At 49.6% G+C, this 14,522-nt stretch carries 11 protein-coding genes; 9 read left to right on the forward strand and 2 right to left on the reverse strand.

Annotation, left to right across the window (positions count from 1 at the left end; all coding sequences use genetic code 11):
- Nucleotides 1-92: 92 nt before the first annotated feature.
- Nucleotides 93-1,442, reverse strand: a complete 1,350-nt coding sequence (locus JFL75_RS18370; protein ID WP_215628126.1) for a glycoside hydrolase family 28 protein — start codon at nucleotides 1,440-1,442, stop codon at nucleotides 93-95.
- Nucleotides 1,443-1,518: 76 nt separating this feature from the next.
- On the opposite strand from JFL75_RS18370, the gene JFL75_RS18375 reads away from it, so the two are divergent.
- Nucleotides 1,519-2,373 carry a sugar phosphate isomerase/epimerase family protein gene (locus JFL75_RS18375; protein ID WP_215628127.1) on the forward strand — a complete coding sequence of 285 codons (855 nt, stop codon included), beginning with the start codon at nucleotides 1,519-1,521 and terminating at the stop codon, nucleotides 2,371-2,373.
- A 104-nt stretch (nucleotides 2,374-2,477) separates the two neighbouring features.
- Here the strand turns inward: JFL75_RS18375 and JFL75_RS18380 are convergent, their stop codons facing one another.
- Nucleotides 2,478-3,296, reverse strand: coding sequence for a helix-turn-helix transcriptional regulator (locus JFL75_RS18380; RefSeq protein ID WP_215628128.1), 819 nt, complete (start codon nucleotides 3,294-3,296; stop codon nucleotides 2,478-2,480).
- Nucleotides 3,297-3,410: 114 nt separating this feature from the next.
- Between JFL75_RS18380 and JFL75_RS18385 the strand changes: the two genes are divergently transcribed.
- The 8 genes from JFL75_RS18385 (at nucleotide 3,411) to JFL75_RS18420 (ending at nucleotide 14,464) form a co-directional block, all read left to right on the forward strand.
- Complete coding sequence (locus JFL75_RS18385) at nucleotides 3,411-4,814, forward strand: MATE family efflux transporter (RefSeq protein WP_215628129.1); 1,404 nt, start codon at nucleotides 3,411-3,413, stop codon at nucleotides 4,812-4,814.
- A gap of 145 nt (nucleotides 4,815-4,959) precedes the next feature.
- Nucleotides 4,960-6,741 (forward strand): sensor histidine kinase, encoded by a 1,782-nt coding sequence (locus tag JFL75_RS18390; RefSeq protein ID WP_215628130.1) that lies wholly within the window; start codon nucleotides 4,960-4,962, stop codon nucleotides 6,739-6,741.
- Complete coding sequence (locus tag JFL75_RS18395) at nucleotides 6,738-8,318, forward strand: response regulator transcription factor (RefSeq protein WP_215628131.1); 1,581 nt, start codon at nucleotides 6,738-6,740, stop codon at nucleotides 8,316-8,318. Before JFL75_RS18390 ends, JFL75_RS18395 begins: the two co-directional genes overlap by 4 nt.
- A gap of 217 nt (nucleotides 8,319-8,535) precedes the next feature.
- Nucleotides 8,536-9,810, forward strand: coding sequence for a sugar ABC transporter substrate-binding protein (locus JFL75_RS18400; protein WP_215628132.1), 1,275 nt, complete (start codon nucleotides 8,536-8,538; stop codon nucleotides 9,808-9,810).
- A gap of 114 nt (nucleotides 9,811-9,924) precedes the next feature.
- Nucleotides 9,925-10,827 carry a carbohydrate ABC transporter permease gene (locus JFL75_RS18405; RefSeq protein ID WP_215628133.1) on the forward strand — a complete coding sequence of 301 codons (903 nt, stop codon included), beginning with the start codon at nucleotides 9,925-9,927 and terminating at the stop codon, nucleotides 10,825-10,827.
- 1 nt (nucleotide 10,828) lies between these two features.
- Nucleotides 10,829-11,656, forward strand: a complete 828-nt coding sequence (locus JFL75_RS18410; RefSeq protein ID WP_215628134.1) for a carbohydrate ABC transporter permease — start codon at nucleotides 10,829-10,831, stop codon at nucleotides 11,654-11,656.
- 95 nt (nucleotides 11,657-11,751) lie between these two features.
- Nucleotides 11,752-12,612 carry a hypothetical protein gene (locus tag JFL75_RS18415; RefSeq protein ID WP_215628135.1) on the forward strand — a complete coding sequence of 287 codons (861 nt, stop codon included), beginning with the start codon at nucleotides 11,752-11,754 and terminating at the stop codon, nucleotides 12,610-12,612.
- A gap of 265 nt (nucleotides 12,613-12,877) precedes the next feature.
- Entirely contained in the window at nucleotides 12,878-14,464 is a 1,587-nt protein-coding gene (locus JFL75_RS18420; RefSeq protein ID WP_223292701.1) for a xylulokinase, read from the forward strand.
- Nucleotides 14,465-14,522 lie beyond the last annotated feature (58 nt).

Here is a 14,522-nt window from a genome sequence, read left to right on the forward strand (position 1 = left end):
GCGTTTTTTTAAAGAACCGCTCAATTTAAAATTCATTATTCGTGCAGATCAGCGCCCATGTACAGCTGCTATTTATTCTGGTTTATTGTTTCCTACACATACAAAAACGGCTCCGCCGGACCTTCTACCGTTGTATTAATAAAGTTCAAATTCTTCGCGTTGATAATCCTGAAACTCTTTTCCCGGACCGGCGGGATGCCGAGCGCCATATCCGAATCATCGGGGCTGACCGTGCTTTCTTCATTGGTTGAAAAAATGCAATCCCTGACTGTAATGTTTTCCGCCGGAGATTCCGGGAGGCCGGCGATAAAACCAGCTGAGGCCAGACAGCCGGTAGCTTTGATATTGACCAGTTCCACATTTTTTACCGAGGGGGTTGTATTGTCGACGGGCTGAGCATCGAGGCTGAAATATCCGTCTTCCAATGAGGCGCCGCAGCGGTAATACATGTTAATCACGAAGGGGCAGAGGTTTTCGGTCAGGACCAGGTTTCTGAACCGCAGGTTTTCGATGGCTCCGCCCCGGCTCCTCCTGGTTTTTATCCTGATCCCCCGGTCGGTCCCGCTGAAGGTACAATCCTCCGCCAGCACGTCGAAAATTCCGCCGGCGGTTTCGCTGCCGATGACGATCCCCCCATGGCCGTCCCCGACGGTGCAGTTTTTTACATGCACTTTCCTGGTGGGCCGGTTCACCCTGATTCCGTCCTTTCCGGAGCCGGACTTTAAAACAATGCCGTCATCGCCCACACCGATATCGCAGTTGATAATGGTAACATCAGTACAGGAGTCGATGTCGATACCATCGGTATTCGGTGAATTATGGGGATTGGTGATTTTTATCCCGTCAATGACGATATTGTCGCAGTACACCGGGTGGACCGTCCAGAACGGCGAGTTCGATACATGGAATGTTTCAAGCCGGATTTTTTTGCAGCTAAAAAACTGGATCGCCGGCGGCCGCAGGAATTGGATTTCCCTGCCGCCGCCGCCGCCGGGCTGTTCCGTATACCCGGGATTGAGGGAGGCAATTTTCTTTTCAATGGGATCGACGGGTTCCTTCTGTCCGCTCCGGCGTTTCCGGTCCAGGATTTCCCACCAGACCTGGCCGCCGCAGTCGAAACGGCCGCCGCGGATGGTAATATTTTCCTGGCCGGATGCAAAAACACAGGGATGCATGCCGTAGCATTCTATGCCTTCCCACCGGGTAAGGACGGGCTGGTACAGTTCCGGCTCGGGAATGAACCGGACCAGCGCCTTTTCATCAAGTTCCAACGTGGTGTTTGAAAACAATTCGACGGGACCGGTCATCCAGGTTCCGGGTCCCACGGTGAGGACACCGCCGCCGGCGTCCCGCAGAGCCTCCAGGGCATTTTTAAACGCGGCGGAATTATCGGTTTTACCGTCAGGCACACCGCTATACTGATTAAGATCGATACTCTTCACAACCGGCTCCTTGTCATTTCATAAAAACACATTCCGTAAATTGACTTTACGGATAACCAATTTTATACTGAAGGCTATGGTACAGATTGGCCTGCGGGCCCACGATTTCGGAAAAACCACACCGGAACTTCTGGCAGAGTCCCTGGTATCCTTCAGGCCTGCCTCTATCCAGCTGGCCTTTGCCAAGGCATTGGTTAACCCGCCGCAGGTTCCCGGAGGCTTAAGCCACGGGTACGCCAACTACATCCGGTCTGTTTTCGAAAAACAGAATATCAGGATTGCCGTCCTGGGATGCTATATAAATCCGGTCCATCCCGATGCGGATATCCGGAACAGAATGCTGTTGTCCTTTGAGGAACACCTCCGTTTCGCCAGGGATTTTAACTGTCCCCTGGTGGGAACGGAAACGGGGTCATGCAATCCCGACTGCTCCTGGCATCCCGATACTGAAAAACCGGCGACCTTCGATCTCTTCTGCAGATCCATCGAACGGCTCCTTACTGCCGCGGAAAAATGCGGTTCCATTGTCGGGGTGGAAGCCGTCGCCGGCCAGCACACCATTTCTTCCGTCGAGCTTATGGAAAAGCTGATCGAAAAAATGGCATCCCCGGCACTTAAGGTTATTTACGATCCAGTCAACCTTATCCCGGAAACGGGCCTCGCCGAATCCCAGGAGGCCTTTTTTTCCAAAGCCTTTTCCGCCTTCGGAAAACACATAACCGCAATCCATTCAAAGGATTTCCGGATGGAAAAGGGCCGAAAAACCGGAACCTTTCCCACGGGTACGGGCCAGATGGATTATAAATCGTTCCTTAAAATCCTCCTTCAGCAGAAGCCCGGGATAGACATTCTCCTGGAAAACAGTTCCCCCGCGGCGGCGGCGGAGTCTATGCGGTTTCTCAGGGAGACCGAAGCTCAAGTCCTATTGTAAAAGCAACGGCCGATTCTTCAATGGCTTAAAAAGGGTAGTTTTTGAACTATTCTGTCCATGGGAAACGGAAACAATCTAAAAAGTCCAAGGCTGCCGGAAAAATCCTACAAACGTCCCTTTCCCTTCCGGTACGCAAGGGGCGCCTGGCCCGTAATCTTCCTGAAACAGCGTCCGAACTGGGTAATGCTTCCGAATCCGCATTCTTCCGCAATGTCCGACACCTGCCGGCTGCCTTCGGAAAGCAGCCGGCAGGCCTCCCTGACCCTGAGGGCGTTAAGGTATTCAATAAAAGTATAATGGGTGTACCAGGTAAAGATCCTGCTGATATAGGATTCGGAAAAAAGGAATTCCCTGGACAGGATTTTCAGGGACAGAGGGGTTCTGAAGTTACGGTTTACGTAATCTATTATTCTGGTGATTTCCCGGTTTTTCTCACCCGCAGCCTTTAGGGGACTTGCCGCCGGCGACAGCCGGAAAAGCTCAACCAGTGTATTTGTGAGAATCGCCGAAACCATGGGAACGAAGTGGGCCGGCTGGCCTTCAATTTCCGCGGCCGCGGAAACCAGCGTACCGGTGATCCGGTCCCGGTCGAATTCGGGCACCGAAATAAGCGGCAGGTCCCGGCGGCTCCAATCCTCCAGCACCGGCCGGAGCGCGGCGAAAAGGTTTGTGCCGGTATTATCAAAATAAACATTTATTATGTCGCATTCTTCATTGTATTTATGCAGGGCCCTGTGCAGAATGCCGGGACCTATGCAGATAAAATCCCCGCCCTTCAATGTTACCGTGCGGTTGGCGTAAAAAAATGTCCTGGTCCCGGAAACGATATACATCAATTCCCAGGAAAGATGAAAATGCCTGCTCGGGTTTGTGGACGCCCTGGTCTTCCGTACCAGGGTTATTCCCAGTTCAGAATTGTTCAAACGGAAATCTTTATTACCGGCCATGACATATTATGCACAGAATTTGCGGAAAAAAGCAATTTATGTACAGATTATTTATTAGAAATCGGCGATATATACTTACAGGAAGTCCCAATGCAGGTACAAGCGGCCAAAAAAGATGAAGAACGGCGTGATTTTATCCTCCGCGGCAGTATGTGGAAGGTGCTTATATCCATTTCCCTGCCCCTGGTTTTATACAACGGCATAAACCACCTGTTTGCCTTTCTGGATACGGTGATCGCCTCCAATATAAGTTCCCAGGTGGTATCCACGGTTTCCTTTGTTTCCCAGATCCATTTGATGTTTACCGCCGTAGGAAGCGGTTTATCCATCGGCGGCGGCATTCTTATTGCCCGGTATTTCGGCGCGGGGGATATGGTTAACGTAAAGAAACATATCAGCACGGTTCTTTTTCTGGCGTTGATCATCAGCGGTATCCTGCTCCTTGTTTTTATTCCCCTGGCTGTCCCGTTCCTGCGGCTGCTCCGGATACCCGAAGAGCTCGTGGCCGACGGGGCCTGGTATTTTACCATTCAGCTGAGCAGTCTGGTCTGTATATTTATTAACACCATCTTTTTTTCCACAGAAAAATCAAAGGGCAATACAAAAATAATTTTATACCTCAATATTATGGTCCTTTCGATAAAACTGCTTCTGACACTGTTTTTTGTATATGTCCTGAAAACGGGAATGCTTATGCTGGCGGTGGCTTCCCTCATAGCTCATACCAGCGTGACAATTATTGCGGTCATCAGGCTGACCCGGAAAAGCAATCCCTTCAGTTTTTCCGTGAAGGCCGTGGACCTGTCCCCCAAGGTTATAAAGCCCATTCTTTTCCTGTCCCTTCCGGTATTCACGGAAAAATTCGCCTTTAGTTTTGGAAAGGTGATTGTGAATTCCATGAGCGCCGCCTATGGCAGTATTGCGGTCGGCGCCCTGGGGGTTTCGAATAAAATTTCCGCCCTGTCCACCAGCCCGCCCGATGGTGTGCAGGAGGCGGAGACCTCCATCATCAGCCAGAATCTGGGGAATAACAATGTTCCCCGGGCGATAGCTTTCTTCAAAAAAACGCTGACCTTTAACCTGATTTTCGGCATTGCCCTTTTTATTTTGATGACGGTTTTTAAGGACGCGGTCATCGGCCTTTTTGCCCGGGGCGATCCCGTTTTTGCCGCTGAAATAGAAAAAATCTACCGGTATGAACGGTATGCCGCCGTTTTTCTTGCCGTCAACACCTCCGTGATGGGGTTTCTGTACGGATTCGGATTAACCCAGGTGGCCATGGTTATCAACATTGCCAGGCTGTTCCTTTTTCGTATCCCTCCGCTGTGGATAATCCAGCGGTACACAGCCCTGGACAGCAGCGGCGTCGGTCTGGCAATGTTTATCAGCAATGCATTAACCGGAATTACGGCAATTACCGTGTGTTTTTTTGTTATCAGAAAAATGAAGAAGCAGCAGGCAGCATCCGCGGAATTCGTGATGGGGCAGGTCTAAATCACCCATTAAAACGGACAAAAACCGCTGGAAACCATACTTTTCCTCTCCCGGAGCCCCTTAGAAATAAAGATATTGGTTATATTAATTATTTTGCATATATGCATTTCCGTGGTACAATATACTTCCTTGGAGCTGAAGTGCCATGAAAATCAAGATGCAGCACAAGATGAATCTCTATTTTCTCATTCTGATCATTCTGCCTATTGGTCTGCTTTCCATTATGCTCTTTGACTATTACGTTAAAATTCTCGAAGAAAAAATAAACGGTATGACGAAGCAGGTGCTGGCGCAGACCGCGGGCAGCATAAAAATAATCATGGACAACGCTGTTATGGCTTCCAATATTCTGTGCGTGGATTCCCAGTTCGCCGACAGCCTTTTTAACGCGGTTAACCAGGAAAACCGGTGGGAACAGTATACCAACGCCATGTATGTGCATAACCAGATCAAGGATATACAGAACGCTGTTCTTTTTAACTACAATGAGGCGAAAATTTTCGTTATTGATACGGAAGGAACCGTTTATTCCGATATGTCAATCGCCAATACTCCCGGTGAATATGAAACGATACAGCGCAGTCCATGGTATAGAAAAACCGTCGAAAAAAACGGATTTATCCACTGGACCTCGCTGGATCAATCCGAAAACATCTTTCAGAACAAAGAGGCGGTCGCCATTTCCCAGCTGATCAAGGGGAATAAAACATCACGGAATTTCGGGGTGGTGCTTATCCTGTTTCCGAAAAGCACATTCAACAGAATCCTCTCCAAGGAGGATGAAAACCGGGAAGACAAAACCATAACGGTTCTGATGGACAGCAATTATTCCGTATTAGCGTACCAATCGGAGTCATACGAAAAGGAAACTGTTATGGGGATGAATTATCCTTCCCTGATAAACCATGAAAAAGCCGGCCATATTGTCAGCGGCGGGGCTCTGGGTGAACTATTTGTCAATTACGAGGAAATTCCCGGAACCGGTATGACCTTGGTAAACATAATCAATTACGACGCCATGATGTCGGAAGTGTATGCCCTGCGGAACAATACGTATCTCGTTTCCATTATTATTTTTATTTTAATGATTTTTCTGGCCGTGTATTTATCCTGGAACGTAACATCCCCGGTTAAGAAACTGGAAAAAGCGATGATGCGGATTCAGGGCAGTGATTTTTCCGCCAGGGTTGCTATTGGCGGGTGTCTTGAAATTGAAAGTCTGGGAAAAAGTTTTAACATGATGGCAGGCCAGATGGATACGCTGATTCATCAGGTTGCGGAAGAAACCCGGCTCCGGCAGGAGGCCCGGCTTGAGGCGCTGCAGGCGCAGATAAATCCGCATTTTCTGATTAATACCTTAAACAGTATCCGGTGGATGGCGGCTATCAGCGGCAATGAAAACGTGTCGGACATGATTTCCAATCTGGGATTGATTCTGGAGGGCAGTATCTATAACAGCCAGGAAGAAATTCCCCTGAGAGAAGAACTGCGCTGTTTATATTCATATATTGAACTGCAGAAAATGCGGTTCGGAAATCAGTTTGAACTGGTGACGGAACTGCCTGACGCGCTGCTGGACTGCCGGCTTCCCCGTTTTATCCTCCAGCCAATTGTGGAAAATTCTATCCTCCACGGGATTGCCAGCAGCATGAGCGGTATAATAACAATTACCGGAAAAATTGACGGCCCAGTGGTTTCGCTGGAGGTCCGCGACAATGGCGTGGGCATTCCGCCGGAAAAAATCGCCGGCATTTTAAGCGGCGAACATGAACGGAAGGGAAAATTATCAAACATCGGATTATCCAATGTCCAGCAGCGGATTAAACTCAATTACGGCGAAGCATACGGTCTTGTCATCACATCGGAAAACAGCGGCGGAACATCGGTAATAATTACACTTCCCTTATCCCCGGAGGCAGATCTGTGACTAAGGTACTGATTGTTGATGATGAAATCCTTGTCCATGTCGGTCTCAGTTCCGCCATTGACTGGAACGCCCATGGATTCACCCTTCTCGCAGGAGCCCGTGACGGGCTCGAAGCCTTGGACATCGCCCGCAGGGAACGCCCAGAATTTATTCTTACGGATATTAAAATGCCGCGGATGAACGGGCTGGAACTCATTAAGGCTGTAAAGGACGAGAAACTGCCGAGCCACATTCTGGTGCTGAGCTGTTACGACGATTTTGAGACCGTCAAGGAAGCGATGAAGCTGGGCGCCATAGACTACATTCATAAGCTTTCTATGAAGCCCGATGATTTTCTGGGAGTCGTCAAGGAAATGAAAGAAAAACTTATTTCCGCGGAGCATGAAAAAGAAGACGGTATCAATGAGCATAAACATGGAGAGGAAAAAAATAAACTTACGGAGTGGCTTATCGGCGATAGGACGGAAATTACCGGCATCGAGGCGGACAGCTTTACAGTCGATTGGAACTCCGCCGCTCCGATAAGCATCGTTCTGGATACTGTCCCCGCCGGGGAGTACCACGCCGGCAGTTTGAATTCAACACTTAACTCGCTGCGGATTCTCTGTGAGCAGATTATTAAAACGCAGAACATACAGTGCGAAGTCTTTGGGATCGATACGGATGAATTGCTGATAATTATTTCCTCGGACAAAAACAATACCGAGCGTCTGCCCGCAATACTGAAGCGTGAGATTCTGCGGAATATTAACGTATCGGTTTCGGCAGCGTTGGGGCCGGTGTTCTCGGGAATTGAGAATTTAAAACCGGCGTTTTTGGTGTCCCGGGATATCCGCTGTCTGAGATTTTTTAAAGGTCCCGGCTGTGTCTGCCAGCTAACGGAAAAACTGCACTTTATAAAAAACGCCGATACACCGGGAACAATGTCTCTGCTTCCGTTGATCCATGAACTTGAGAAACTCCAGGAGGACAGTGTCCTGCTGCTCCTGCGTGAAATCTTCAGGGAAGTAAGAACCATTGAATATCTGCACCCCGATAAAGTCAGGAAGCTGGGGCTCGATATTCTGGGTATATTCTCCCTGGTGTCAATAAAATTCGGGTTTGAGAACAGCGGTTTCGGCCAGGAATCTGCGGGGCAGCTTTACCAGGGGGTCCTCGCCGCCGGCTTTATTGACGGGCTCGAATCGATGCTGGCTGAATACGCCCGGAAATTTATCAGCGACGTATCGGGTTTTACCGAAAAAAAATATTCCCATCTGGTCAAACAATCGATCAGCTATATCCATGGCCATATTAATGAAAACATCACCCTGAATAAAGCGGCGAAAGCCGTGAACGCGAATCCTTCATACCTCAGCGCGCTGTTTTCGAGAGAACTGGGAAAAAGTTTTGTTTCCTACGTAACCGAATTAAAAATAGAAGCGGCAAAGGATTTGCTCGCGAGGAACATGCTGGTATATGAAGTTTCCGACAATCTCGGCTTTGAGGACAGCAATTACTTTTCGAAGGTTTTTAAAAAATATACCGGTGTAACCGCGGAGTCTTACCGTTCGCATTTCATAAAGCACAATAAATAATTATATCGCCGTGGGAATTTTTTATGCTGTCTCAGGGTTCCGCTGGGCTCTGTTTTTGAAAGTAAAAATAATCCCCATCATATAAAAATATTCCTTATCAAAAACGGCTAATTGGTTTTCATAAAAAAATAGTCCCGAAACACCACAAAAATCTATCTTTCGGGCTGAAAAATTCAGTGGTATAGTGCGGTACACAAAATTAAGTAAGGAGATGACTATGCAGGGGAAGAAATTATCAGGTTCGATATTGCTGCTTTTTGCGGCGCTGAGTTTTTTCATTGGCTGCAGCAAATCAAATGAGGCTGGAGCCGCCGCGTCCGGAAAAGAAACGGGTGAGATAACGTTAATGATTATCAATTCATTCACGAAAACACCCGAAGATCCCATCTATAAAGCGGCGGAGGATTACTATAACCGGACAGGGGTGAAGGTCACCATCGAGGCTGTCCCTTCAACGAATATCAAGGATAAATTTACCACCGCTGCGCTGGCCGGATCAGGGCCGGACATTGTAACCCTCGACAACGCGGGATGGACCGCGGATCTCGCCGCCATTGGGCTGCTTGCCCCGATTGATAATAAGCTCAGCGAAATCAGATCGGAACTGCTGCCGGATGCCCTGGCTACCAATGTGTACAAGGGCGTTACCTACGGTGTGCCCTGGTACGTAAACAATATGGTGATGTATTACAATAAGGCGATGTTCGCGAAAGCGGGGATCACTGCCCCTCCCGCGAACTGGCAGCAGCTTGAAGACGCGGTCCGGAAACTGAAAGCCATCGGGAAATACGGCCTTAACTTCCCGATAGGCTCTCCCGGCGGATATACGGTCTGCGCGTTCCTGATGCAGAACGGGAATGAAATCATTGATACTTCCGGAAGCGAACCGAAGGTGGTTTTTAATTCCAGATCCGGCGTTGAGGCGTTAACCTTCATCACCGACTTATATACAAAGTACAAAGGTATGCCGGAGTCGGTAAAATCAACCCTGTCCTGGGACCAGGTATTCGCTCCCTTCATACAGGAGGACGCGGGAATCGTATTTTCAGGGGACTGGGCAATTGCCGCGATTAAAGCCGGAAACCCGAACCTTGACTACGGAATCGCGCCCCTGCCGGTTGGCAGAGAAGCGGCGAGTATCCTCGGCGGATACAACCTGGCAATCAATAAAAACAGCAAAAAGCCGGATCTGGCGTGGGATTTTATCAAATGGCTCAGCGAGTCGGAGCAATCGAAACTGCTCGCGGAGTATAACCGTATTTCCGCCAGGAGAGATACGGTCGAGTCCGACTTCGTTAAGGAGAATCCGATATATTCCGTTTTTGTCCAGGAAACGGTAAACAGCAAATCGCGGCCGGTGGTTACCCAGTGGCAGCAGATCCAGACCTATCTCGGCGATGCCTTTGCGTCGGTTATTCTCGGTGAATATTCCCCGCAGCAGGCCCTCGATAAATACGCCAAATTATCCGAAGAGCTCATAGCAAATCAGTAATGAAACCGGCCGCGGGGGTACGCAGAATCTCCTGCGGCGGTTTCTGTCTTTGGTAGCCCATGTTTTATACAGGTGCTTGGTACCGAAATATTCCGATACAAGGGGTGTGGATTCTTGAACGGCATTTTCAGCGACATAAGAAAAAATAAAATCGGTTATCTGCTTATAGCTCCAGCGATTATCTGCATGCTGATGATGTCGGTATACCCCTTGATTTCGGGTATCGTCATGAGTTTCCAGAACAATAATATGATACAGGCCTCATCCGGAAACATCGGTAAATTTATCGGTTTTAGGAATTACGGCAAACTGTTTAAAAATGATGAAATGTTTTTTAAGAGCCTCATCAATACTGGAGTCTGGGTTTTTTTCAATTTTATTTTTCAGATGTTTCTCGGTACAACCGCCGCGCTGCTGCTGAACTCAAAGTTTAAGCTGCGTCCTGTCTACCGTACTTTTGTGCTCATTCCATGGATCGTTCCTTCCGTTGTAGCGGCGTTAAATTGGCGGTGGATGTATGATTCAAAAAACGGAATCATTAATATCCTGCTCCAGCGAATGGGTTTTATTGATGAAGGGATCACCTGGCTGGGAGAAATATCCACCGCCATGCCCGCTGTAATTGTCGAAAGCATCTGGAAAGGCACGCCCTTTGTTATGCTGCTTATTCTTGCCGGGCTCCAGACTATTCCCAAGGATATGGACGAGGCGGCGTACATAGACGGCGCCGGAAGGTTCAGGACTCTTATATCGGTAACCCTGCCATATATTAAGGAATCCATTCTTATCGCCGGTATTTTAACGATCATCCATACGATTAATAATTTTAACGCTATATGGCTTATGACAGCGGGGGGGCCTCTGGGTTCCACGGAAATATTGTTTACCTACGCGTACCGCAAAGCCTTTATGCAGTATGACTTCGGTGTGTCCGCTTCTATTTCAACAATTATATTTTCCATTGTCGCGGTGCTCACGTTTTTTTACATCAGGATCATGAAGTGGGGGAAGGAGTAGCATGAAGGAACCTGCCGCCTTACGGGTTGTTAAGTTCTCGGTGATAACGGTGATTGCGCTGTTCTGCGCGCTTCCCTTTGTGTGGGTCGTTATTACTGCGTTCAAATCACCCCAGGATTTTTTTACCGCCGGGAGAATTCTTCCTTCTTCTTTCTATTTCGGAAATTTTAAAGATGTATGGGTAAACGCGCGGTTCTTTAAATATTTTCTCAACAGCGCTTTTCTTTCTACGGGAACAACCGCGGTATGTGTTGTGCTTTCAATTATGGCCTGTTACGGTTTCTGCCGTTTTAAAATCATCGGTAAGAATTTCATACTCCTGGCGATTCTGTTTACCCAGATGTTTCCCTCTGTTTTATTGGCCCTTCCGTATTACAGGACTCTTCAGTCGGTAAAACTGATCGATACTCTGCTTGGTCTGGGCATTACCTATACATCATTTACACTGCCTTTCTGTATCTGGACCATGATGGGGTACTTCAATAATCTTCCCTGGGAACTCGCGGAGGCCGCCGCGATTGACGGGTGTACCCGCTTCCAGACGGTGTATAAAATTATCATTCCTATCGCGGCTCCGGGCATTGCCGCCACCGGCCTGTATGCTTTCATAAAAGCCTGGGACGAATTTATGTACGCGAATATTTTTATCAACACCACATCAAAACGTACACTGCAGATCGGAATACATTCTCTCATTGGTGAATATACCACCGACTGGGGGATGCTTATGGCGGGCGCGGTTATCAGCTGTATACCGGTAATAATTTTGTTTTCATTTATTCAGAAAAATCTCGTGCAGGGACTGGCCGCGGGTTCGGTGAAAGGTTAGGCGCCATTGCTGTACAGCCCGATGAGAAAAACGTATGGGTATTTCCAAAGCCATACCAATGGAGTTGGCTTACTTCAGTATGAGAGGCAGTGATTATGAATACGGCTACATTAACGGAAATTGTGAAGAATGAAGTCCGGCAGCGGGGGGCAAAGGAAGTGGGGATCGCCTCTATTGACCGCTTCGAAGGCGCGCCGAAGGGCCACCATCCCTGTGATTATATCCCCGGAGCGAAGTCGGTGATTGTGGCGCTGATGCCGATCGCAAGCGGACTTATGGGATGGAACTCTTTTATGGCGGATTCGGAAATGGTTCCGGAGCACGAGATTTACAGTCGCCCCGACGGGAAAGAACAGCCCTGGAGTCCGCGGACTACCCTGCGCAAACATATCGAACGCCGCTGTTCCTATGAGGTGGTCAACATGGATCTGCAGTCCATAAGCATGCATACGGCGATCCTCCTGGAAGACTTCGGCTACCGGTCCGTGTATCTTCCCACCACCTACGGCATGACCCTTTCCTGGCCGGGGAATTTTATTTGGGATTTCCCGAAAATGAAAAGCGCGGGCGGTCCCTTTTCACACAGACACGCCGCGGTCGCCGCGGGGCTGGGACAGCTTGGCCGGAATAATCTTTTCATGACCGAGAAACACGGTCCCCGGGTCCGGCTCGTTTCCATCATAACGGAAGCGGAACTCGAACCGGATCCCCAGATCACAAAACCAATCTGCCTCGGAGAAAAATGCAATATCTGCGTAAAGTCGTGCCCTTCAAAAGCTTTTTCAAGCGAAAATATCCTGAAGTACAATGTCGGCGAGACCCGGATTGAAGTCTGTACAATGAACAAGGAGAACTGCCGCAACTTTTATAAAGACAGTTCCTACGGCGAACAGTGCGGACGGGAATGCATGACCAGCTGCCCCCTCAGCCGGAAACTCAGGAAGCCGGAACTGTAAGCCCGGCGGTAACCCGGTATATGTGCCGTGTCCTTCACAATATAAAACTCCATGGCTGCCGGAGAAACTGCCGGCCGGTTCATACTGGAGATTCAATAAAACATTGACAATGTAAAAATTCAATTGTAAACTCACATAAGTGTGTGTACGTTAACGCATTGTTCAGTGCAGACTAATCAAAGGCATTACGTTCCCCGCCGCGGCGGCTTTTGGTTGGTGTTTTACACCAGAAAAATAAAATAATGCGGCGGGAATGGATTCGTTTATGATAAAGACAATAGATGAAGGCCCTACGTTTCTCGGTATCGAATTAGGTTCTACCCGGATAAAATCGGTCCTCATCGGTGAAGACCACCATCCCCTGGCATCCGGTTCCCACGATTGGGAGAACCGGTTTGAAGATGGGCTGTGGACCTATCATATTGAGGATGTCCACGCGGGAATCCAGGAAAGTTTCGGGGCGGTGCGGAATGACGTTCTGTCCCAATACGGTACACCTCTGGCATCCCCCGACGCCCTGGGGGTTTCCGCCATGATGCACGGCTATCTTGCCTTTGATAAAGAGGGACGGCTCCTGGCCCCCTTCAGGACCTGGCGCAATACTACCACCGAACAGGCCGCCGCGGAACTAACGGACCTGTTTGGTTTCAATATTCCCCATCGGTGGAGTATCGCCCATGTTTACCAGGCCATACTGAACGGAGAATCCCACGTCCGGGATATCGCTTTTATTACCTCCCTGGCTGGGTATGTTCACTGGCGGCTCACGGGAAAAAAAGTCCTCGGCATCGGCGATGCTTCGGGGGTGCTCCCCGTTGACAGCGTGACAAAGAACTACGATACCGTGATGGCGGAAAAATTCAACAAATTAATCGAAGCAAAAAGAATCCCCTGGAAAGTGGAGGATATTCTGCCGGAAGTGCTGAACGCCGGTGAGGAGGCGGGAAGACTTACCCCGGAAGGGGCGGCGCTGCTCGATCCGTCGGGCTCCCTGTCTCCGGGGATTCCCTTCTGCCCGCCGGAGGGAGATGCGGAAACAGGCATGGTGGCGACCAACAGTGTGGCGGAACGGACCGGGAATATTTCGGCCGGTACTTCCATATTCGCCATGGTGGTGCTGGAAAAACCCCTCTCCAGGGTATATCCGGAAATTGACATAGTCACCACTCCCACGGGAAAGCCCGTGGCCATGGCCCACTGCAACAACTGCACCACCGATCTTGACGCGTGGATAAAACTGTTCCAGGAGATTATCGGGCTGTCCGGAGCGCGGATCAGCAAAAGCGATCTCTACGATATCCTGTACGGCCAGGCCCTTAAGGGCGAACCCAGCTGCGGGGGCCTGCTCTCGTACAACTATTACAGCGGCGAACCCATAACCGGCCTTGCCGAAGGCCGCCCTCTTTTTGTGCGCACCCCGGACAGCCGGTTCACCCTTGCCAATACCATGCGGAGCCTCCTTTTTTCGGCCATGGCCACATTAAAGATCGGCATGGACATTTTGACGCAGAAGGAACAGGTAAAACTTGACCGGCTCCTGGGCCACGGCGGTCTTTTTAAAACCAAAACAGTCGGACAGCGCCTCATGGCGGCTGCCCTGAATGTCCCCGTGGCGGTGATGGATTCCGCCGCGGAAGGGGGTGCCTGGGGAATCGCGGTACTGGCGGCATATATGATGCAGAAACAGCCCGGGGAATCCCTGGAGTCGTACCTCACCGATAAAGTATTTTCCGGAAATACCGGAAGCCGGATTGAGCCTGACCCGGCGGATGTTTCCGGATTTGAATCGTACATGAAGCGGTATGCCGCAGGCCTGTCCGTGGAACGGGCCGCGGCTGAGTATATTATATAACAGCTGTGTTCTGCGCTGCGGAACGGATCTGCAACACCGGCGGCTGAGCCGGCGGTAA

The sequence above is a fragment of the Breznakiella homolactica genome (genome assembly GCF_016616095.2).
In the GTDB taxonomy this organism is placed as follows: Bacteria; Spirochaetota; Spirochaetia; order Treponematales; family Breznakiellaceae; genus Breznakiella; species Breznakiella homolactica.